At 71.1% G+C, this 22,933-nt stretch carries 8 protein-coding genes; all 8 read left to right on the forward strand.

Annotation, left to right across the window (positions count from 1 at the left end; all coding sequences use genetic code 11):
• The first annotated feature begins 39 nt into the window (after positions 1-39).
• The gene (locus tag VZQ01_RS39235) at positions 40-5,466 is read left to right on the forward strand and encodes a type I polyketide synthase (RefSeq protein WP_426749027.1); all 5,427 of its coding nucleotides are present in this window, start codon (positions 40-42) and stop codon (positions 5,464-5,466) included.
• A 7-nt stretch (positions 5,467-5,473) separates the two neighbouring features.
• Positions 5,474-10,969: a type I polyketide synthase gene (locus tag VZQ01_RS39240; RefSeq protein WP_426746182.1), complete on the forward strand. Its 5,496-nt coding sequence runs from the start codon at positions 5,474-5,476 to the stop codon at positions 10,967-10,969.
• Positions 10,966-15,261: a non-ribosomal peptide synthetase gene (locus VZQ01_RS39245; RefSeq protein ID WP_426746184.1), complete on the forward strand. Its 4,296-nt coding sequence runs from the start codon at positions 10,966-10,968 to the stop codon at positions 15,259-15,261. Before VZQ01_RS39240 ends, VZQ01_RS39245 begins: the two co-directional genes overlap by 4 nt.
• On the forward strand, positions 15,261-16,361 hold the full coding sequence (locus tag VZQ01_RS39250) for a patatin-like phospholipase family protein (protein ID WP_223747404.1): 1,101 nt from the start codon (positions 15,261-15,263) through the stop codon (positions 16,359-16,361). Before VZQ01_RS39245 ends, VZQ01_RS39250 begins: the two co-directional genes overlap by 1 nt.
• Positions 16,361-17,500 (forward strand): ArsA family ATPase, encoded by a 1,140-nt coding sequence (locus VZQ01_RS39255; protein ID WP_426746185.1) that lies wholly within the window; start codon positions 16,361-16,363, stop codon positions 17,498-17,500. The genes VZQ01_RS39250 and VZQ01_RS39255 overlap by 1 nt, the downstream gene beginning before the upstream one ends.
• A 2-nt stretch (positions 17,501-17,502) precedes the next feature.
• Positions 17,503-17,985 (forward strand): hypothetical protein, encoded by a 483-nt coding sequence (locus VZQ01_RS39260; RefSeq protein WP_426746186.1) that lies wholly within the window; start codon positions 17,503-17,505, stop codon positions 17,983-17,985.
• A gap of 95 nt (positions 17,986-18,080) precedes the next feature.
• The gene (locus VZQ01_RS39265; RefSeq protein WP_426746187.1) at positions 18,081-20,882 is read left to right on the forward strand and encodes an SDR family NAD(P)-dependent oxidoreductase; all 2,802 of its coding nucleotides are present in this window, start codon (positions 18,081-18,083) and stop codon (positions 20,880-20,882) included.
• A gap of 20 nt (positions 20,883-20,902) precedes the next feature.
• Positions 20,903-22,927 carry a RiPP maturation radical SAM C-methyltransferase gene (locus VZQ01_RS39270; RefSeq protein ID WP_426746188.1) on the forward strand — a complete coding sequence of 675 codons (2,025 nt, stop codon included), beginning with the start codon at positions 20,903-20,905 and terminating at the stop codon, positions 22,925-22,927.
• Positions 22,928-22,933 lie beyond the last annotated feature (6 nt).

Consider the following 22,933-nt stretch of genomic DNA (forward strand, 5'->3'; position numbering starts at 1 on the left):
GAGCCCGCCGTGTCCGCCCAGGCAGACCATGCGGAGTTGATGAAGCGCGCGCTCCTGAAGCTCCAGGAGGCGCAGGCACAGCTCGACGCCCACGCACGCGAGCGGCATGAGGCCCTGGCCATCGTCGGCATGGGATGCCGGTTCCCGGGCGGCGCCTCGACTCCCGGTCGCTACTGGCGACTGCTCCTCGACGGTGTCGACACCGTCACCGAGGTCCCCAAGGAGCGATGGGACGCGGAGGCCTTCTATCACCCCGAGCCCGACCAGCCGGGGAAGGTCTACTGCCGTCACGGCGCGTTCCTGGAGGACATCGACCAGTTCGAGCCCCGGTTCTTCGGCATCTCCCCGCGCGAGGCGGCGCGGATGGACCCGCAGCACCGGCTGCTGCTGGAGGTCGCCTGGGAGGCCCTGGAGAGCGCGGGGCGCGACCCGAGCTCCCTGCGAGGAAGCCGAACGGGCGTGTTCATCGGGATGATGGGGCAGGACTACACGCAGCTCGTCACCCAGTCCCCCGAGCTCATCGACGCGCACACGGGGTCGGGCAATGGCGCGAGCGTCGCCTCGGGGCGGCTGTCGTACACGTTCGACTTCCAGGGGCCGAGCCTCACGGTCGACACCGCGTGCTCGTCGTCGCTGGTCGCCGTCCATCTCGCGCTCCGCTCGCTGCGCCAGCGCGAGGTCGACTTCGCGCTGGTGGGCGGGGTGAACCTGGTGCTGTCGCCGGTCGCGACGTTGATTGAGTCGCGCGCGCACATGCTCGCCGTGGACGGGCGCTGCAAGGCCTTCGATGCGGCGGCCAATGGGATGGGAAGAGGGGAGGGCTGTGGCCTCCTCGTCCTGCGGCGGCTCTCGGATGCCCTCGCGGACAAGGACCCCATCGTCGCGGTGATTCGTGGCTCGGCGGTCAACCAGGATGGCCGGACCAGCGGATTGACGGTCCCGAACGGACTCGCGCAGCGACAGGTCCTCGCGGAGGCACTGAGGGATGCGCGCGTCGATGCGGCGCGCGTGGGCTACGTCGAAGCCCATGGGACCGGGACGGCGCTCGGTGATCCCATCGAGCTGGAGGCGCTCGCCGCGGTCTACGGGGACAGGGCGACGCGCGAGCAGCCCCTGATGGTGGGCTCGGTGAAGACGAACCTGGGCCACCTGGAGGGCGCGGCGGGCATCGCGGGGCTGATGAAGGCCGCCCTGTGTCTGGCGAACGAGGCGATTCCTCCCCACCTCCACTTGCGGACCCCCACGCCGCACGTCGACTGGAGCCGGCTCTTCGTCGAGGTCCCCACCGCGCGGCGCGACTGGCGAGCCGAGGCGCCGCGCTTCGCGGCCGTGAGCTCGTTCGGGTTCTCGGGCACCAACGCGCACGTCATCCTCGAGTCCGCGCCGCGTCTGGAACAGGCGGCCGTCCAGGCCACCGCGCGCCTGCCGCAGCTCTTGACGCTCTCGGCCCGCACGAGCGGCAGCCTGCGCCGGTTGGCGGCGTCGTTCGCGGACGCGCTCGGCGGGGCGCGCGAGGATGCGCTCGCGCAGGTCTGCCACACGGCGAGGGTCAGCCGGAGCTCGCTGGAGGAGCGCGTGGCCTTCGTGGCCTCGACCTCCGAGGACCTGGCCGCCGCCCTGCGCGACTTCAGCCGTGGCGAGTCCCGAACCACCGGCGCTTGGGTCGAAGGGCAGCGAGGCCCGGAGGCGCCGCGCGTCGCGTGGCTCTTCACCGGGCAGGGGGCCCAGTACGTGGGCATGGGGCGGGAGCTGTTCGAGACGGAGCCGGGCTTCCGGCGCGACCTGCTCCACTACGAGGAGATCCTCCGCCCCCATCTCGACCGGCCGCTGACCGAGGTGCTGTTCCAGGGCGACGCGGGCGCGCTGGACGAGACGCGGTACACGCAGCCGGCCATCGTGGCGCTCGAGCTGGCGGTGGCCGGTCTGCTGCGCTCGTGGGGCCTCCACGCCGACGCGGTCCTGGGGCACAGCGTCGGTGAGTATGCCGCCGCCATCTTCGCCGGCGCCCTGACCGCCGAGGCCGGGCTCCCGTTGGTGGCCGAGCGCGCGCGGCTGATGCAGGCGCTGCCCGAGCGCGGCGCCATGCTGGCCCTCTTCACCGACGAGGCGCGAGTCCTCCGAGCCGTGGCGGGGCATGAGCGGGTGTCGCTGGCGGCGCTCAATGGGCCAAGGAACACGGTCATCTCCGGAGCGCGGGAGTCGCTCGACGCCATCGCGCGCGAGCTGGCCGCCGAGGGCATCGAGAGCCAGCGCCTGAAGGTCTCCCATGCGTTCCACTCGCCGCTGATGCAGCCGATGTTGGAGGCGTTCGCGCGCGTCGTCGGCGGTGTGCGCCTCCAGGCGCCGCGGGTGTCCCTCATCTCCAACCTCGACGGCACCGAGGCAGGGGAGGGCTTCACGTGTCCGGACTATTGGGTCCGGCATTGCCGCGAGCCGGTCCGCTTCGCGGAGGGACTCCGCACGCTCCTCCAGCGTGGGGTGCGCGCCTTCCTCGAGGTGGGCCCGAAGCCGGTCCTGTCGAACCTCGCGCGAGACCTCGCGGCCTCCGAATCCGCCCTGTGGCTGGAGACGCTGCACCCGCGTCGCTCGGACCGGATGGGACTGCTGCGCGCCGTGTCGGAGCTCTACGTGCGTGGCGCGACGGTGGACCTGGCGCGCGTCGATGGCGCACGCGGGCGCATCGCCCTTCCGACCTATCCGTTCGAGCGGCAGCGGCACTGGCTGGACGTTCCCGCGCCCTGGTCACGTCCCACGAGGCCCGCGGTGCATCCACTGCTCGGTGAGCGGTGGGACTCCGTGGCGCTGCGTGAAGGCACCGCCGTCTTCTCGCGAGAGCTGGAGGCGCGGGCCCTTCCACTCCTGGAGGACCACCGCGTGTTCGGCAAGGCGGTGGTCCCCGCCGCGGCCTTCGTGGAGATGGTGGCCTCGGCCGTGGCGCAGGTGTCGGGCTCGGAGTCCATGACGCTGGAGGCGGTGACGCTCCACCAGCCGCTCATCCTGCCGGAGTCGCGCACGCGCGTCGTCCAGACGCTCCTGGAGGAGCAGGGCACCGCGGGCTTCACGTGCACCGTGATGAGCCGGGAGGACGAAGGGCGGGGCGAGCGCTCCTCCTGGAGCACCCACCTGACCTGTCGGGTCCACGCGCCCGGTGCGACGCCGCCGCCTCGGGTGGCGCTGGAGGCACGACGGCAAGACTGCCCCAGCCCCGTCGACCTCGAGGCCTTCTCCGAGGCGATTCGTCAGCGCGGGCTCGACTACGGCCCCTCGCTGCGAGTGCTGTCGTCGCTGCACCGGGGGCCTGGGGCCGCGTGCTCCTTCAGCGAGGTGGAAGCGCGTGGCGTGGGCTACCGCGCCCATCCGGCGCTGCTCGATGCGTGCCTCCGGACCGCGGCCGCCGTCACGCCCCTGTCGCCAGACGACGCGCTGCTGCTCCCGGTCGCCATCCACCGCCTCGACCTCTACCAGCGCCTGCCCGCGCGCCTCTGGACCTTCGCCTCGCAGCGCGCCCAGGCCGGCTCGACGGAACACCCCACCACCGACATGACCCTCTGCGCCGAGGACGGCAGCGTGGTCGCGTCCCTCACCGGGCTCTCCGTCCGCAAGGCCGAGCGGGAGGTGTTGCTGCGCGGCCTCGATGTGGACTGGCAGGACTGGCTGTACCGCGTCACCTGGCGCCCGTGTGCCTCCCAGGGCGAGCTGCGCCCGGCGGGGCAGCACTGGGTCGTCTTCATCGGCGATGAGGACGTCGGGGACTCGCTGGCCGCGCTGCTCGAACAGCGGGGTGCCCGAGTCACCCGCGTACGCAAGGGCCCTTCCTTGGACCCCGCGAGGCCCGACCACTTCGACCACCTGTTCTCGCAGTGGCACGGCGCGGCTCCGCACGGCCTCGTGTACCTGTGGGGTGACGATGAAGAGGGGGCGAGCTGCGAGGGCGCGCTGCACCTGGTGCAGGCCCTGGCGCGAGTTTCCTGGACGCCCCGGTTGATGCTCATCACCCGAGGCACTCAAGCGCTGTCCTCCGATGCCCACGAGCCGCGCATCGCGCAGGCGCCGCTGTGGGGCCTCGGGCAGGCGGTGTCCACGGAGCTGCCGGAGCTGCGCTGCCTCCGGGTCGACCTCCCCGGTGCGCCCGTCAACGGGGAGGCCGAGGCCTGCCTGCGTGCGTTCGCGCTGGCCGAGCAGGAGCAGCAGGTCGCCGTGCGCGCGGAGGGCTTGTCCGTCGCTCGCTTGGAGCGCGCCCGCGCTCGCGCGGTGACGCGGAAGCTGGAGCTCTCCTCGGACGCGTCCTACCTCGTCGCGGGTGGACTGGGCGGGCTTGGACTCCGACTCGCGGGATGGCTGGCGGACCGGGGCGCGCGACACCTCATCCTGCTGGGGCGGCATGGGCCATCGGCGGAGACCCAGCGGAAGCTCGACGCGCTGACGGCGCGAGGCGTCCACATCCGTGTGGCCCTGGCGGACCTGGCTTCTCGCGACGAGCTCGCGGCGGCCCTGGCCCAGCTGAACGACGCTCCTCCGCTGCGAGGACTCTTCCACGCCGCGGGAGTCCTCCGCGACGGCACCCTGGCCCATCAGACGGCGGAGCGCTTCCGCGAAGTGCTGGCACCCAAGGTCCAGGGCGCGTGGAACCTTCACGCGCTCACCGCCGGGATGCCGCTGGATTTCTTCGTCTGCTTCTCCTCGGCGGCCTCGGTGCTGGGAACGCCGGGGCAGTCCAACTACGTCGCCGCGAACGCGTTCCTCGATGCACTGGCCCAGCTCCGGCGCGCGCAGGGGTACCCCGCGCTGACCCTCAACTGGGGCTCCTGGGCAGAGACGGGGATGGCCGCGCGAATGGGCCCGGCGTCGGCGAGGTCGCCCGCTGCCCTGGGCTTCGGGACGATTCCGGTGGAGCGGGGGCTGGAGGTCCTGGAGCGCCTCATGGGGGGAGCGAACACCTCGCTCGGTGTCTTCCCCATCGACTGGACCCGGCTCGCGGAGCAGTGGCCGGGACTCTCGCGTCAGGCCTTCTTCCAGGGCCTGCTGGGAGGCGCGCCGATGGAGCCGCGGGCGCCTTCCTTCCGCGCGCGACTGGACGCGGCCGCGCCGAACCGGAGGTTGGAGCTGCTGCGCCAGCACGTGGCGGAGCAGGTCGCACGCACGTTGGGGCTGGCGGAGTCGGAGCGGCTCTCCGGTGGCGAGCGGCTCTTCGACCTGGGCTTCGATTCACTGCTGGCGGTGGAGCTGAAGAACCGGCTCGCGAGCAGCCTCGGCAAGAGCCTGCGCTCCACGCTGGTCTTCGATTTTCCCTCGGTGTCGGGGCTCGTCACGCACCTCGCGGGAGAGCTGGGGCTGGGCGAGCCCACCCAGCGGCCACTGGAGGGCCCGACGCGGGAGGACGCATTGACCGCGGAGATACAGGCGCTGTCGGAGCAGGAGCTCACCTCACTCATCGACCAGGAGCTGGTGAGCGCGCTCACCCGCTGAGGACCGGATGGCGAAACTACCGACACGCATCAGCGAGCTGCCGGCCGTCAAGCTCGCCTATCTCGCGAACCAGCTCCGCGCCAAGAAGGACCTCCTGGCCGCGGAGCCCATCGCCGTCGTCGGCATGTCCTGCCGCTTCCCTGGCGGAGGCGAGCTGCCGGAGACCTTCTGGCAATTCCTCCGCGAGGGAGGCGATGCGACCCGCGAGGTGCCTCCCGAGCGCTGGAACATCGACGAAATCTACGACCCCACGCCGGGCGCGAAGGGGAAGGTGTACACGCGCCGGGGCGCCTTCATCGAGAACGTCGACCTGTTCGAGCCCGCGTTCTTCGGCATCCCTCCGCGCGACGCGAAGGACATGGATCCGCAGCAGCGCATGCTGCTCGAGGAGTGCTGGCGCTCCCTGGAGCGCGCGGGCATCCCCCCAGCGGGGCTGTCCGGGAGCCGCACCGGTGTCTTCGTGGGGCTGATGCACAACGACTACAACGTGCTCGGCATCACCGCGGGCGTGGAGATGCACTCCGCGTCCCTCAACTACCCGTCCATGGCGGCGGGGCGCATCGCCCACACGCTGGGCCTCCAGGGGCCGGCGCTCACCGTGGACACCGCGTGCTCGTCCTCCGCGGTCGCCGTCCACCTGGCGTGCCAGAGCCTGCGCAACGACGAGAGCGACCTGGCCCTCGCGGGAGGCGTCAGCCTGAGCCTGTCCCCCATCACCATGATGTTCGAGTGCCAGAACCGGATGCTGGCGGTCGATGGTCGGTGCAAGACCTTCGATGCGTCGGCGGATGGCTTCTCGCGCGGGGAAGGGTGCGGCGTCGTCGTGCTCAAGCGCCTGTCGGACGCGCTGGCCCAGGGCAACCCCATCCTCGGCGTCATCCGGGGCTCGGCGCTCAACCACGATGGACGCAGCAGCGGCTTGATGGTGCCGAACGGGCGCGCGCAGGAGCGCGTCATCCGCATGGCGCTGGAGGGCTGCGGCGTGGAGCCCGAGCAGGTGGGCTACGTCGAGGCCCACGGCACGGGGACGTCGCTCGGCGACCCCATCGAGATGGAGGCGCTCCGCTCGGTCTTCGGCCGCGCGCCCGCGCGAGCCTCGCCGCTGTTCGTCGGCTCCGTGAAGACGAACATCGGACACCTGGAGGCCGCGGCCGGAATCGCGGGGCTCATCAAGGTGCTGCTGGCCTTGCGGCACGAGGCCATCCCCGCGCACCTCCACTTCTCGCGGCCGAACCCGAACATCCGCTGGGAGGACCTGCCGGTGGTCATCCCCACCGCGCTGCGGCCCTGGCCGCGAGGGGAACAGCGGCGGCTCGCGGGCCTGAGCAGCTTCGGCTTCAGCGGCACCAACGTGCACCTCGTGGTGGAGGAGGCCCCGCTGCTGCCTCGCCCTCCGGTGGTGCGTGAGCGCCCCGTCCACCTGCTGACCCTGTCGGCCAAGACCGAGGCCGCGCTCGAGGCGCTGGTGGAGGTGCATGCGTCCACGCTGCCCGACGAGGGCGAAATGCTCGGAGACTGGTGCTACACGGCCAACGTCGGTCGCTCCCACTTCGAGCACCGCGCGGCGGTCTCGGGCGCGAACGCGGCCGAGCTCCGGGCGGGCCTGTCGCGTCTGGGCGCGGGGAGGACCCAGCCCCAGCGCGAGCCTCGACGGGGGACGGAGGGCCCGAGGCCGGTCTTCTTGTTCACGGGGCAGGGCTCGCTGCGTCCCGGGGTGGGGCGCGAGCTCGCGCAGACCTGGCCCGTGTTCCATGCGGCGGTGCAGCGGTGCTCGGAGGCGCTGAAGGGGCTGCTCGAACCCAGGCTCGAGGACATCCTGCATGGCGAGCAGTCCTCCTCCTTGCTCGCGGACACGCGCTACGCCCAGCCCGCGCTCGTGGCGCTCGAATACGCGCTCTGCGAGCTGTGGTCGTCGTGGGGCATCGTCCCAGGAGCGGTGGTCGGTCACAGCCTGGGCGAGTACGCGGCCGCCGTGGTCGCCGGAGTCCTGTCCATCGAGGACGCGCTGAAGCTGGTCGTCGCGCGCTCCCGGCTCATCCATGAGGCCCCGGGCGAGGGCGCGATGCTGGCCGTCAACGCCACGCTGGAGGTGCTTGCTCCGACGCTCGCGCCGCTCTCCCAGCTCATCTCGCTCGCGGCGGTCAACGGTCCTCAGGACCTGGTCATCTCCGGAGACCGCGCGGCGCTCTCCGAGGTCGCGGCGCGTCTGTCGCGTGAGGGCATCGGCTGCAGGCCGCTGTCCGTCACCCACGCCTTCCACTCGCCGCTCATGGAGCCGGTGGTGACGGCATTCGAGGCGTGCTTCGACGGGGTGGCGCTCGCCGTGCCACGGCTCCCCTTCGTCTCCACGCTGGAGGGCGGGCTCGTCTCGGAGGCGCTGACCCGCCCCGCGTACTGGTGCCGCCACCTGCGCGAGCCCGTCCGCTTCGCCGACGCGCTGGAGACATTGCGTGAACAGAAGCACCGCACGTTCCTGGAGGTGGGGCCCACGCCGGTCCTCACCGGCCTCGGCCTGCGCAGCTACCCCCACGAGGAGGCGCTGAGCTGGCTTCCGAGCCTGCGTCCCTCCTCTGGCGAGACAGCGCAGCTGCTCACCGTCCTGGGCGCTCTCTACGAGCGGGGCTTCGAGGTGGACTGGAGCGCGTTCGATGCACCCTTCGAGCGGCGGTCCGTCACCCTCCCGACGTACCCCTTCCGTCGCGAGCGCTATTGGATCGACTCCCCGACGGGGGGCTCCATGGCGGAGCGGAGGACGGCTCGCGCCAGTTCCCCTCTGCTCGCGGGCGCACCGTTGTCACTCGCGGGGACGAAGGGGACGCGCTTCGCGGCGCGCCTGGGTATCCGGGAGCCCTCGTTCCTCGCCGAGCATCGGGTCTTCGGCGCGACGGTGCTGCCGGCCGCCTGCTACGTCGAGATGGCGCTGGGGGCCGCGCACTTCACGGCGTCGCCGGAGGCGTCGTTCGACGTGCTCTCGTTCGAGCTGGAGCGCCCGCTCGTGCTCGGCGAGGCCGAGGGCCGTGAGGTCCAGACGGTGCTGACGCCAGGGGAAGGGCGCACGCACTTCGAGATCTACAGTCAGGAGACGACGGGCGCCGAGGGCGACTGGGCCCGCCTCGCCCATGGTTATCTCGCGGAGCATCGCGAGTCCGCGCGACACGTCGAGCTGGAGGCCGGGCTGCTCGCGCGCTTCTCCCCGCCGCGACCGGTCGAGCCGTTCTACGCGCTGATGGCGCGCCATGGCATCGAGTACGGCCCGTCGTTCCGTGCCATCGATGCGCTGAGGTTCGGGAAGAACGCCTGCCTCGCCCATGTGCGGCTGCCCGACAACCAGGTCATCGGGATGGGCGAGTACCGGCTGCATCCGCTCATCCTCGACGCCTGCTTCCAGACCGTCGCGGCCCTGTTCATGGAGGAGGCCAGCGAGGCACGGGACCACCGCCAACGGATGCCGGTCGCCATCCAGCGCCTGCGCTGGTTCAAGAAGCCCGGGAGCAGCGCCTGGGTCCACGCACGCCACGACGAGCGAGCCTCCGCCTCCGATGAGCTCTTGAGCATCGACCTGCGCATCCTCGGGGAGACAGGGGAGGTCATCGCCGAGGTCGAGGGGCTGCTGCTGAAGCGCATCGACCGGCGAGCGCTCTCGACGTCCCTCTCCGGCTCCACGCGGGAGCTGCTCCTCGAGCTGGCGTGGCGCGAGCTGGATTCTCCTCCGACCCGGACACCGGCTTCCCTCCAGACCCAGCGTTGGTTGTTGCTCGCGGACTCGGGCGGCGTCGCGGAGGGCCTGAAGGCGCAGGTCCACCGTCACGGTGGAACATGTGTCTGGGTGACGCCGGACGCGAGCGAGGAGCCGGGCCACGTCCATGTCGACCCGAGCGATCCAGACGGCTTCGTCCGACTCCTCCAGGCGCTGTCCGATGAGGGGGCCGCGCCGACGACGGTCGTCTGCCTCTGGGGGCTCGACGAGCGCCGGGCCGAAGCGCTCTCACCGGATTCCCTCATGGGGGCAACCGCACGGAGCGCGACGGGCGTCCTCCACCTCGTGCAGGCCATGGCGCGCGCGAGATGGGCCCAGCGGCCGGCGCTGTGGCTGGTGAGCCGAGGCGCCGTCGCGGCCGCACCAGGGGACACCGTGGATGGCCTCGCGCAGTCGATGCTCTGGGGACTGGGACGCGCGGCCGCCATCGAACATCCGGAGCTGGGGTGCCGGTTGGTGGACCTGGACGACGGCGAGGACGCCGCCTCGCGGTTGTTCGAGCGGATGACCCGCGTGACAGGGGAGAACCTGCTGGCGCTCCGAGGCGCTCGGCTCCTTGGCGCTCGGCTCACGCGGCCCGTCGCGCCGTCGAACACCCCCCGCCCGATGGGTGTGCACGCCGATGGCGCGTATCTCATCACCGGAGGCTTGGGCGCGCTCGGGCTCGCCACCGCCGCGTGGTTGGTGGAAGCCGGCGCCCGTCACCTGGTCCTGGTCGGCCGAGGCGCACCGACAGACGCGACGAAGCCGCGACTCGACGAGCTGGGCGCGCGCGGCTGTGAGGTCACGGTGGCGCGCGCGGATGTCTCGCGCCTGGACGACGTGCGGCGCGTCCTGGAGGACCTCGCCGGGAGAGGCACCCGGCTGCGAGGCATCTTCCACGCTGCGGGCGTGCTGGAGGACGGCGTGTTCCTGCGGCAGGACCGGGAGCGTCTGGAGCGTGTGCTCGCGCCCAAGGTGATGGGCGCGTGGAACCTGCATCACGCGACGGTTGGGCTGCCGCTCGACCTCTTCGTCCTGTACTCGTCCGCGGCGTCGCTCGTCGGCGTCGCCGGGCAGGCCAACTACATGGCCGCCAACACCTTCCTCGACGCGCTGGCGCACCACCGCCGCGCGAAGGCGCTGCCCGCGCTCAGCGTCAACTGGGGACAGTGGGCTGGCGAGGGAATGGCCCAGAAGGCGAGGGGACGCACGGCGACAGCGGATGTCACGGGCCTTCAGCCCCAGCGGGCGTTGCGTTTGCTCGAGGAGCTGCTGGGCCGGGAGGTCGCGCAGGTGGGGGTGCTGCCCTTCGACCCCTCCACGCAGGGGGCTTCGCTCTCCGAGGTCCACGGCCCCCTGTTCTCCGAGCTGGCGGCGCGTGAGAAGGCGCCCTCCGCCGGCACGGGCCGGATGGTGGAGCTGCTGGAGGAGTTCACGCGCTCGGATGGCGCGCGTCGGCGAGGGCTCCTGACGCACTACGTGCGGGGCCGGTTGGCGCCGTTGCTCGGGTTCCCGCCGGAGCACGAGGTGCTCCAGAAGAAGATCTCCCTCAACGAGATGGGGCTCGACTCGCTGCGCGCCGTCGAGCTGAAGAACCGCATGGGTCGCGAGCTGGGGGTGGACCTGCCCATGGCCCGCTTCATCGACGGCACCGGTGTCGCCGGAATCGTGGAGGCGCTGCACGAGCAGCTCGAGCTCAGCGAGCTGCTCGCGCGTGTCCCCGTCTCCGCCGCGCAGTCCGAGGTCGAGGAGCTGACGCTATGAGGATGGGTGAGCTGCTCGCCGAGCTGAATCGGCGGGGCCTCGAGGTCCGTGCCGAGGGCGAGCAATTGAAGCTCCGAGGCCCGAAGGGGGCCGCGGGCGAGGAGCTCCTGAAGGTGCTCGCCGAGCACAAGCAGGAGCTGCTGGCGCTGCTGAGAGAGCGCCAGCGGGTGGACGAGGAGCGCCCCATCACCCCCGTCGAGCGCACGGGGCCAGCCCCGCTGTCGTTCGGACAGCAGCGGCTGTGGTTCCTCGATCGGCTCGAACCCGGAGGCGCCAGCTACAACCTGGTGATGCCCATGCGGGTCGAGGGACATCTCGACGTGGGGATCCTGGAGCGCTGCTTCGTCGAGATCGTCCGCCGTCACGAAATCCTCCGCACGCGCTACGCCGAGCAGGAGGGCGTCCCGGTGCAGCTCGTCGACCCCGAGCCACGGCTCGAGTTCGAGGTGATGCAGGAGGCGGAGGTGTTCGCCCACGAGCCCTCGGGCACGGAGGTGTTCCTGCGCCGCGAAGGGGAGCGGCCCTTCGATTTGTCCCAGGGCCCGTTGATCCGCGTCCTCGTGGTCGACCGGGGGCCCCAAGGCCAGTACGTCCAGGCCTGCCTGCATCACATCTCGGCGGATGTCTGGGCGCGCGGCCTCATCATCCGCGAGCTGACGGCCCTCTACGCGGCCTTCGTCCAGGGGCGGCCCTCTCCTCTGCCTCCCTTGCCGCTGCAGTACTCCGATTTCGCCATCTGGCAGCGGGGGCACCTGCGGGGCGAGGTCCGCCGCGAGCTGGTGGACGCCTGGAAGCGGCGACTGGCCGGGATGCCTCCGCTGCTGGAGCTCCCCACGGACCGCCCGCGTCCCCGGGTGCGGACCTATGCGGGAGGCGAGGTCCGCCTCGAGGTGGAGGCCCCGCTCACCGAGGCGCTGAAGACCCTGAGCCATGCGGCCAACGCCACACCCTTCATGGGCATGCTGGGCGCCTTCTTCGTCCTGCTGCACCGGCTCACCGGACAGGAGGACCTGGTCATCGGCGCGAACTCCATCAACCGGACCCGCACCGAGCTGGAGCCGCTGGTGGGCTTCTTCGTCGACAACCTGGTGATGCGAGTGGACCTGGGGGGCCGTCCGGACTTCTCCACCGTGGTGAAGCGCGTCCGGGAGGTGGTGCTCGACGCCTTCGCTCATCAGGACCTGCCCTTCGACCTGCTCGTCGAGGAGCTGAAGCCCCCGCGCAACCCCGGCTACAATCCCCTGTTCCAGACCGTGTTCTCGTGGACGCGGGCCATGGAAGGCACGCCGGCGCCGAGCGGGATGAACATCCTCCCGCTCGAGTTCGAGACCACCACCTCGCGCTTCGACCTGGACCTCTTCGTGGAGGACCACGGCGACCGGCTCACGGTGCGCTTCGTGTTCAACCGGGGCCTCTTCGACCAGGGCACCGTCCAGCACTACGCGGACTGCTTCCAGCAACTGCTGCGGGGGTTGCTCACCGAGCCCCAGCGCCCGGTGGGCGAGCTCCCGTTGCTGCCCGCGGACGCGCGCGAGCGCCTCCTCCGGCAGTGGAACGACACGCGAGGGGAGGGCGCGGACGGGCCGTGCCTGCACGCGTTGTTCGAGGCCCGCGCGGCGCGGACGCCGGACGCCTGCGCGCTCGTCATGGGGGACTGGGAGCTGACCTATGGCGAGCTGGACCAGCGCGCGGACCGACTCGCGGCGGCGCTGCAGGCGCTGGGCGTGGGGCCCGAGACGCGGGTGGGCCTCTGCATGGAGCGCTCGCCCCGGCTCATCGTGAGCCTGCTGGCGGTGCTCAAGGCGGGCGGCGTGTTCCTCGCGCTCGACCCCGACGAGCCGCACGCGCGACTGCGGCGCATCCTCGACGACGCCCGTCCGCGGGTGCTGCTCACCTCCGGGACACACCCGGAGCTGGAGGCCGGCATGACGGTCCTCCACGTGGACGCGGCGGCGGAGCGGCTCCCGGACGCCACCGGTGTGTGCCTGCGCCGTGACGTCACCCCGGACCACCTGGCCTACGTCCTCTACACCTCCGGCTCCACGGGCCAGCCGAAGGGCACGGAGGTCACGCACCGGAGCATCGTCAACTATCTGAAGTGGAGCGTGCGGACGTACCGGCTCGACGAGGGCACGGGGAGCCCGGTGCTCGGGTCCATCAGCTTCGACGGCACGCTGACCAGCCTCTTCGCGCCGCTCATCTCGGGCCGCGCGCTGTTCCTGCTGCCACGGGGGCGGGAGCTGGACCTGCTGTCCTCCAGGGACTACCCCGAGCAGGGCTTCAGCTTCATCAAGCTGACGCCCTCGCACCTGCGCGCGTTCGACGGGCTGGGGCGGCTGCGCGAGGTGCTGGAGCGCACCCATGCGGTCGTCCTCGGTGGCGAGGGACTCCACGGTGGAGACCTGGAGACGTGGCGTGGCCTGCGCCTCCCCACGCGCGTCATCAACGAGTACGGCCCCACGGAGGCCGCCGTGGCGTGCTGCTTCCACGACGTGCCCGCGGACGGCGGCGCGCTCCCCGAGCGCATCCCCATCGGCAAGCCCATCTCGAACACCGCGCTGTATGTCCTGGACCGCTGGGGGCAGCCGGTGGCCGTCGGCGTGTCGGGGGAGCTGTACATCGGCGGCGTGGGGCTGGCCCGGGGATACCTGGGGCGCCCGGACCTGACAGCCGAGCGCTTCGTGCCCGACCCCTTCGAGGCGGGCGCGCGGCTGTATCGCACGGGAGATCTGGCCCGGTATCTGCCGGACGGCACGCTCGAGTTCCTGGGGCGGTTGGACGACCAGCTCAAGATTCGTGGTCACCGCGTCGAGTCCGGAGAGGTGGAGGCCGCCCTCGCGCGGCACCCGAGGGTCACCCACGCCGCCGTGGTGTTGCAGCGCGCTCCGGGACAGGAGCCGCGCCTCGTCGCCTACGTCCAGCCCTCGGAGCCGCGAGCGCCGGGTGAGGACCTGGAGCGCGTGCTGCGCGAGTTCCTCCAGGGAGAACTCCCCGAATACATGCGCCCGTCGGTCCTCCTCATCCTCGACGTGCTGCCGCTCACGCCCAGCGGCAAGGTCGACCGCAAGGCGCTTCCCAGCGCGGAGGCAGGGCCACGGACCCGGGGCCTCGCCGTGCGCGAATCCGGCGTGTTGACCGACACGGAGCGAAAGCTCCAGGCCCTCTTCCGCGAGCTGCTGGGGCTCGACGCCGTGGCTCCCGGCGACAGCTTCTTCGACCTGGGTGGGCACTCGCTGCTCGCCGTCACCCTCATCGCGCGCATCCGGAGCGTGCTGGACGTGGAGGTCCCCCTCAACGAACTCTTCGAGCGGCCCACGGTGGAGGGACTCGCCCGGTGGGTCGACGCGCAGGCCGGAGTGCTCGCGCCGCGCCTGCCCGAGGGCGTGGTGGCGCTGAGGCCCCAGGGGCGCAACCCGCCGCTGTTCGTCGCGCCGCCCTCCGCGGGCAATCCCGCCGTCTATGTCTCGCTCACCCGCCACCTGAGTCCCGAGCAGCCCGTCTTCGGCTTCCAGATGCCGGGGCTGCTGGACGACAGCGCCCCCAGGGCCACCATCGAGGAGGCGGCGGCGCACTACGTGGACATCATGCGGCGGATGCAGCCTCGGGGGCCGTATCGCCTCGCGGGGTGGTCCTTCGGCGGCATCATCGTGTGCGAGATGGCGCGCCAGCTCGAGGCGCAGGGAGAGCAGGTCGCGCTGCTCGGCCTGATTGATGGCGCCTCGCTCGACCGCAAGGCCGCGCAGGACAGTCAGGACCTCCGGCAGGCGGTCTCCACGGGCTCGCAGCTGGTGAAGGTGCTGGCGCAGACGCCGCTGCCGCGGGACTACGAGAACCTCCGGCTCGTGGGCGAGTGGATGGGCATCAGCCTCCCGGAGACGCCCAAGGACCTCTGGCGCAAGGACTCGGGCGGGCAGCGCACGTACCTGCGCAGGTTCCTGAAGGACGTGTCGCGAACGGCGCGGAACATGTTGGTCACCCTGCGGGCGGAGCGCTCCTACACCTTCACCGCGTACGGGGGCCGCGCCACGCTCTTCCGGGCCGAGCCCCCGAGCCAGGGGCGGGATTCGCTGGTCGACAGCGTGCGCAGGTTCGCGCCCAATGGCTTGCAGGTCATCGTGGTCCCCGGCAATCACATGACACTCGTCATGGATGAGAAGAACGCCGCGGTGCTGGCCTCGCGACTCCAGCAATGCCTGGACGCGGCCCTGCCCGGAGTGCCCGGACAAGAACCTTCTCGGGCGCTCCTGCCCGCGAATGGGTGGAAGGCGCAGTTCTCGAAGGAGGTCGCGTGATGCCGCACCGGATCCTGTCAATGGATGGTTCCTCCATCAGTGGAGGGGAGGGCTACGTCACCACGGGCATGCTCGGAGCGCTCCGACAGACGCTCGACGCGGGAGGAGACCGACGGGCCCTGCTCAATCAGGTGGACCTCTTCGTGGGCACCTCCGCGGGCTCGTTCAACGCGGCCTTCTTCGCCAGCGCGGCGGACCCGGACAGCGCCTACGACAAGAGCCTCCAGTTCTGGGGCGAGGCCGTCGCCATGAACAGGAAGGGCGTCTCCCTGGGACGCACGCTGCTGGCCCTGACGGGCGCCAGCTCCTTCCTCGACTCGAACTACATGCGCGACTTCCTGGGCGGCTACTTCGGGATGACGACGCGGCTGGGCGATCTGAAGCGCAAGGTCGTCATCCCGAGCTTCCAGCTCGACGGACAGCGCAAGGGCGTGCGGACGTGGAAATCGAAGATCTTCCACAACACGGGCCCGGAGAACGACCCGGACATGAATGAGCTGCTCATCGACGTCCTGATGCGCAGCGGCTCGCCGCCGCTCTCCTATCCCATCTATCAGGGGCTCAAGGAGCGGGGCAGCGGCTACGTGGATGGCGGGCTGTACGCCAACAATCCCTCGCTCGTGGGGCTGGCCCAGGCCATCAACAACAGCTCCCGCAAGAACAAGCACGAGCAGGTGGACACGCTGGCGACCGAGCCGCCCAGCCTGGACTCCATCCTGGTGCTGTCCATGGGCAACGGCATCATGTCCTCCTTCCTCTCGCCCACCTTCCGGAGCGGCGAGTCCAACTGGGGCTTCGCCCGGTGGCTGTTGGACACCCGAGACCCGATGGTGCTGGTGAAGATGTTGCTGGAGGCGGGCTCGGACGCGGTGAACTACCAGTGCCGGATGATCCTCCGGAAGAAGTACTTCCGGCTGGACCCCATCGTGGAGCAGCGCATCTCCGCCTACGACGCGAAGCATGTGGAGGCGGCGCTCGTCCAACTGCTGAGTCAGCAGTCCACCATGGACCAGCTCCAGCGCACGCGGCACTGGCTCGAGAAGTCCGGCTGGCTGGGCGACTCGCGGCAGGACACGCAGCCCTCACAGGTGGGGACCTGATGGCTGAGACGACGCAAGTCCTCCTGGTCTCGGGGAGCGGCGGCGCGGGCCGGACGACGGTGGCGGCGGCGACGGGCCTTGCGGCCTCGCGTCGGGGCCAGCGCACGTTGGTCTTTTCCTTCGACTCCTCACGAGACCTGCGTGGGGCCTTCGGCCTGGTGGCGCCGGTGCTCCCGGAGGCCCGGGGGCTGCCCGTTCGCGTCGAGGACCGGCTGCACCTTCAGGAGCTCGACGTCACGTCGGAGCTGAAGCGCCGCTGGAGCGAGGGCCGCGGCGAGGTGGCCGCGCTGCTCGGTGGTGGCCTGGAGGGCGTGACGGCGGAGGAGGTGGCGCTCGCTCCGGGGGTGGAGGTGCTGCTGGCGCTCCTCCTGCTCGGCGAGCACAGCCGCGCGCGGACGTACGACCTCATCGTCATCGATGCGGGAGACGCGCCGCGCTTCGTCGGCGGCGCGGACGCCGTGGGCTGGTATGCGCGCAGGTCGAGGGCTCCGGAGCAGAGCGCTCGGCGGGCACGGCCGTCGCGCGTGGACCCGGATGTCCTCCACGCGGTCAGCGACAAGCTGACGGACGTGGGCGCGCTGCTGCGAGACCCCACGGTGACGCGCGTGCGGTGGGTGACGACGCATGACCACCGGACCGAGCAGGGCCTCCGGAGGGCCTGCTCGGCGTTCGGTCTGCAAGGCCTTGCCCTGGATGGAATCATCCTCAATCGCCTCGCGCTGGTGGGGGAGGATGCGGCCCTCGCCCGGCACCCGGCGGTCGAGAACCTCCAGCACCTGGTCGGCTCCATCCCGGTGACAGGGATTGCGCTCCAGGGGCGGGACATCGTCGGGGAGGAGGCGCTCGAGGCCTTCGCGACGCTGCTGTACCGAGGCGAAGACCCGGCGCGGCTCGGGAGCACGCCTCCCAGCGTTGGCGTCGGCAAGCAGGCCGTGGATGTGTACAGGCTGGAGGTCCAGCTCCCCTTCGCGCGCAAGGAAGAGGTCTCGCTGTCCCGGCGCGAGGCGGAGCTCGTCATCCAGGTAGGTGCCCTCCGGCGCAATGTCCTGCTCCCCAGGATGGTCGCGCCACTCGCCACCGCCGGGGCGAGCCTGGAGGGCGACAGACTCGTCGTCGAGTTCAAGAAAGAGAGGGTTTGAACATGGTCTGGCAGAGCAGACGTTTGCCGAAGGACTTCTTCCGGTTGGAGACGCAGCCCGAGGAAGGCGCCCGCGTCGCGGAGGTCGTCGATGCCTTGATTCCAGGAGGGAAGGGCTTCATCCAGCAGCTCTTCCGCGCGAAGAAGGACGTGCTGCAGGGGGTCTCCCACCTGCTCCAGGCGCAGATCCACGAGCTGGAGCACATCGACTCGGCCATCCGGGGCGAGTACCGGCCGGGCGTCGCCGGTGCGGCGGCCTCGTGCGCGGAGTCGCCGCTCAGCCCGCGGATGATGACCATCAAGCAGATGATGGAGGAGGCCAGCGCGAAGCTCCGCGGAGAGCGGGTCGCTCACGCCCATGGGCCCGACGCCGCGTGTCCTCCGGCTCACACCACCCATGGCACGGTGGAGCGCCCCAGGAGCACGGAAGGTGAGCCGGGCAGCCGTCCCGGCACCACGGGTCCGGAGAAGATTTCGCTCACCTGAGTCCACGTCGTCCGCGTCGTGCATCCACGGTCTTCCTCGCCACGTCGGTGGGCGCTGTCCCACCACGGGCGAGGTGTCGTCGAGGAGGCGGTCTCATGGAACAAGAGGGACAGGGACGTATCCTCGCGGAGCGACTCGCCGCGCTTTCACCCGAGCGCAGGGCGCTGCTGGAGCTGGCGCTGAAGCGGGCCCCGGCACCTCGTGCGGTGGGTCCGCGTCCTGGCCTGGACGTGTTGCTCCAGGAGGGGACGGAGGACTTCGCGACGTTGGCGCCGTTCCCGGAGGTCGCCGCGGAGTTCTCCTGGGTGCTCGCGGCGCGAGGGACGCGGACGTACGAGCAGGCCCGGCTCCTGGAGGACGCGCACCGCGAGCTGCGCGGGGTGCTGTTCCGGTCGGTGGACCTCACCGCGTGCGAGCGGGTCCTCGGCTTCGGCGGCGGTGAAGGCCGCGAGTGGGTGTCGCTGGCCCGACGGCCCGGGACGTTCCGCATCTTCGGCCATGCATCCTCGTCCCGAGAGGTGGAGGCGGCCCGCGAGCGCGTGCGTGCCCAGGCGCTGGAGGGCCGCATCGAGGTCGTGACGGGCGGGCTCGACTCCGACGCGCTGGAGCCGGGCTTCGATGTCGCCTTCGGACTGGAGGCCCTCGGTCCTCCGGAGGCGCGGGGCGCTCTCTTTGCGGCCCTGGGGAAGAAGGTCCGCGAAGGGGGGCGACTGGTCCTCGGGGACGTGTTCCTGAAGACGGGCCTGGCGCCGCCGCACGTCGAGCGACTGTCGCTGCCGCTCATCGAGGAGCTGGCCGTCTGGCTCACCACGAATGGCTTCCTCGTCGTGGACTGCGTGGACGCGGCCCGTGAGATGGGGAACTTCCTCCACGAGCCCCAACTGGACGCGCGGCTGTCGCAGCTGGGCTGGGGGGGCGAGGATGCGCGTGCGCAGGTGGCCCGCGCGTACGAGGTGATGGGCGGTCTGCTCCGTGGCGGCGCGGCCGCCTATCTGCTGCTGACCGCCGAGCGGCGCGGTGGGATGGAGTCAGGGCAGTTGGAGGCGCTGAACCGCGAGAGGCTGACGGCGGCGACTCCCTACGCCGAGCTGCCACACACGTGGGTGTATGCGCCCACGTGGCGGCCCGTCGCGAGCCCTCCGCCCGCGGAGGAAGCCACCCCGTCGCCCGGGCACTGCCTGGTCTTCGCGGACAAGGGAGGGGTGGGTGAGGCGCTCTCGCGGCGCGTGAGCGAGGCGGGGGGACGCTGCACCTTCGTCCACCGCGGCGAGGTGTTCCGACAGCGCGAGGACGGCGGTTACGAAGTGCCCCCGCGGAACCCGGAGTCCTTCCTCCGGTTGATGGAGGCGCTGTCCGCCGCCGGGCTCGTGCCTTCCCAGGTCGTCTACCTGTGGAGCCTCGAGGTGCCGGAGCCGGAGGGGCTGACCGTCGCGCGGCTCCAGGACGAGACCCTCGATGCGTGCGGCGGCCTGCTGTACCTCGCCCAGGCCCTGCTCACGGCGGGCGCGAGCCACCCGGCCTCGCCTTCACTCTGGATGGCCACGCGGGGCGCCCAGCGCGCCGACGACACGGGCGGGCTCCCGGGCCTGCTGGGGGCTCCACTCTGGGGCTTGGGGAAGGCGATTGCCTATGAGCACCCGGAGCTCGACTGCCGCCGGGTCGACCTGGATCCGCGGCGCGACCTCGAGGACGGAGCGCAGGCGCTGTGGACGGAGCTGTGCTCCCGCGACGACGAGGACCAGGTCCTGTTGCGCGAGGGGCGTCGGCACGTGCTGCGGCTGGCCCGGCATCGGCGGTGGGACTGGGAGGGCGCGGGACGCCTCCAGTTCAGGGCGGACGCCACCTACCTGGTGACGGGAGGGCTGGGCGGACTGGGCCTCCAGGTGGCGCGGTGGATGGTGGAGCGCGGGGCGCGCAACCTGGTGCTCCTGGGGCGCAAGCGGGCGAGCGACGTGTCCGCCGAGGAGGTGAAGGAGATGCGCGCCCGGGGCGCGGCCATCATTTCGCTCGCGGGTGTGTCGGTGGACTCGGACCTCGACTTCGTGATGGCGGGCATCTCGAAGCGCATGCCGCCGCTGCGAGGCATCATCCACGCGGCGACGGAGGTGGACGACGGCATCCTCGTGCACCAGACGCGCGAGCGCCTGGGCCGGGTGTTCGCGGCCAAGGTCGCCGGTGCGTGGAACCTGCACCGGTGGCTCGCGGGCACGCCGCTCGACTTCTTCTTCTCGCTGTCCTCGTCCACGTCGTTGATGGGCGCCTCGGGGCAGGGCAACCACCTGGCGGCGACAGCCTTCCTGGACGGGCTCGCCGAGTACCGACGCTCCCAGGGCCTGCCAGGGCAGAGCTCGAGCTGGGGCGCCTGGACTCAGCCCGGCGACGAGGCCCAGGCGGCGCTGGACGCGCGCATGCGCAAGCGCGGCGTGGGCCTGGTGCCTGCGAGGCAGGCATTCGCCATCCTGGAGCAGGTCTTTGGTCCGATGCCGGCGGTGGTGGGGGTGATGCCCATCCACTGGCCCACGTTCCTCGGCGGCCTTCCGGGGGACGGGCCTCCGCCGTTGTTCGCGGACTTCGGTGGGGATGCTGGCGCGGGTCACGCGGGCGCGGAGCTCAGACGCGAGCTGCTGCGCCGCGTGCGCCAGGGCTCCGCGGAGGACGGGCGGAGCGCGGTGCTCGAGTGGTTCCGCGCGCGGGTGGCGAAGGTGCTGGAGCTGGGCGTCACCCAGCTCCCGGAGCCGGAGCAGTCGCTGCATGAGCTGGGGCTCGACTCCCTGATGGGCGTGGAGCTCAAGAAGCTGCTGCACGCGGAGCTGCGGGTGGAGTTCCCCCTCCAGGAGCTGTTGGGGGGCAAGAGCATCGGTGAGCTGTCGGGTTCTCTCTACGAAGCCCTGCGTTGAGATTCGCAAAGGAGTGGAACGTGTCTGGTGATTCCGTTCAGGTCCGCTTCGTCGTTGCTCCCTTCCTCCCCGAACATCAGCCCGCGCTGGGCGTGAGCACGCTGATAGGGGTGCTCGGCAGGAGCGGCATCCAGGCGGATGTCCGCTACCTCAACGTCCAGTTCATGCGGCAGATCGGCTGGGAGCTCTACTACTACCTCTCCTACGCCACGCCCCCGGAGATCCTCGCGGGGGAGATGGCCTTCCTGCCGGCCTCGCCGGACCTGCTGCTGGGGGAGATGGTCTTCGCTCCGGCGCTGTGGGGCGACGCGGCCTCGAACTGGGAGGAGTACGCGGACCGCCTGACGCCGCTGCTGGAGGTGAAGCAGCACACGGAGGGCGCCACCTCGGGCGGCGCGCGGCGTGAGCAGGCGCTGCACTGGGGGCGTGCCCGCGAGCTGATTCGCGCCCTGCGCGAGGACAGCCCGCGCATCGTCAGGCAGTGGGCGCAGGACATCCTCGTGGACAATCCGCGCGTCATCGGCTTCACCTCGACGTTCCAGCAGAGCGTCGCCTCGCTCGCGCTGGCGAAGGAGCTGCGCCGGCTGCGCCCGCGCGAGGAGCTGACGCTCATCATGGGCGGCGCCAACTGCGAGGCCGACATGGGCAAGGCGCTCTCGGACAATTTCCCCTTCATGGACCACGTGGTCTCCGGAGAGGGCGAGGGCGTCATCGTCGACCTGGTCAAGGGCGTGTTGGATCGCCGCGGCGGCCGCCCCCAGCCTCGCTACGTGGCCGCGCCGCCGTTCGAGGCCATGGACACGCTGCCGATTCCGGACTTCGACCACTACTTCGAGGCCATCAAGGACATGCCGATGGCCAAGCGCGCCAACCTGACGGCGGAGTCGTCACGTGGCTGCTGGTGGGGAGCGAAGTCGCACTGCACCTTCTGCGGCCTCAACGGCTCCGGCATGGCGTACCGGAGCAAGGACCCGGGTCGCTTCGTCCAGGAGCTGCGCACGCTGGCGGGTCGCTACGGCTTCAACTTCTTCATGATGGCCGACAACATCCTGGACCTGAAATACATCAAGTCGGTGTTCCCCGCGCTCATCGAGCAGGGGGACGAAATCACCATGTTCTATGAGACGAAGAGCAACCTCCGGAAGGAGCAGCTCGAGCTCATGGTCGCCGGGGGGGTCACCGAGCTGCAGCCGGGCATCGAGAGCCTCAGCACGTCCATCCTGGAGCTGATGGACAAGGGCACCACGCGCCTGCAGAACATCCAGCTCATCAAGTGGTGCGAGGAGTTCGACATCAACGTGAACTGGAACATCCTCTTCGGCTTCCCGGGTGAGGCGCCCGAGGAGTACGCGGAGATGGCCCGGCTGATGCCCTCGCTCGTCCACCTGCCCCCGCCTGGAGGATGCGGGCGCATCCGCATGGACCGGTTCGCGCCGTATTGGAAGACGCCGGAGAAGTACAACCTCAAGAACGTCCGCCAGAAGTGGGCGTATGACTATGTCTACGCCGCGCTGCCCGCCGAGGAGCGCCGGCGCATCGCGTACTACTTCGACTACGACCTCGAGGGCGACATCGACCCGACGGTCTATCTCCAGGACACGCTGAAGCGGACCGAGGAGTGGCGCGACGGGTACAGCCGGGGCGTGACGCTCGAGCTGAAGACGCGCGATGGCGCGACGTACGTGCTGGACACGCGGGATGGGGCGTCGCGGGAGACGGAGGTGACGGTGGACGGCGTCCGGCTGTTGAAGGCCATGGACTCCATCCAGAGCGCTCGTGTCGGGCTCGAGAAGGTGAACGAGTCGCGCGAGGGAGGCCCGATGCCGGCGGCGGACTTCGACGCGATGCTCGCGCGGTTCCTGGAGTGGGGTTGGGTCATCCGCGAGGGCGCGAAGCACCTGAGCCTCGTGCTGGACCGCACGGAGCGCCAGCGCATCATCGACCTGAAGATGGCCGCGCAGCTGGGCACGATCGACTGGGCCCGTCTTGGGGCCAGGCCCGCGGTGAGCCCCGGTCCCGCGCAGCTCGTCGCCTCTTCGACCTAGGCCCAC

The organism is Myxococcus faecalis (assembly GCF_050039385.1).
GTDB lineage: Bacteria > Myxococcota > Myxococcia > Myxococcales > Myxococcaceae > Myxococcus > Myxococcus fulvus.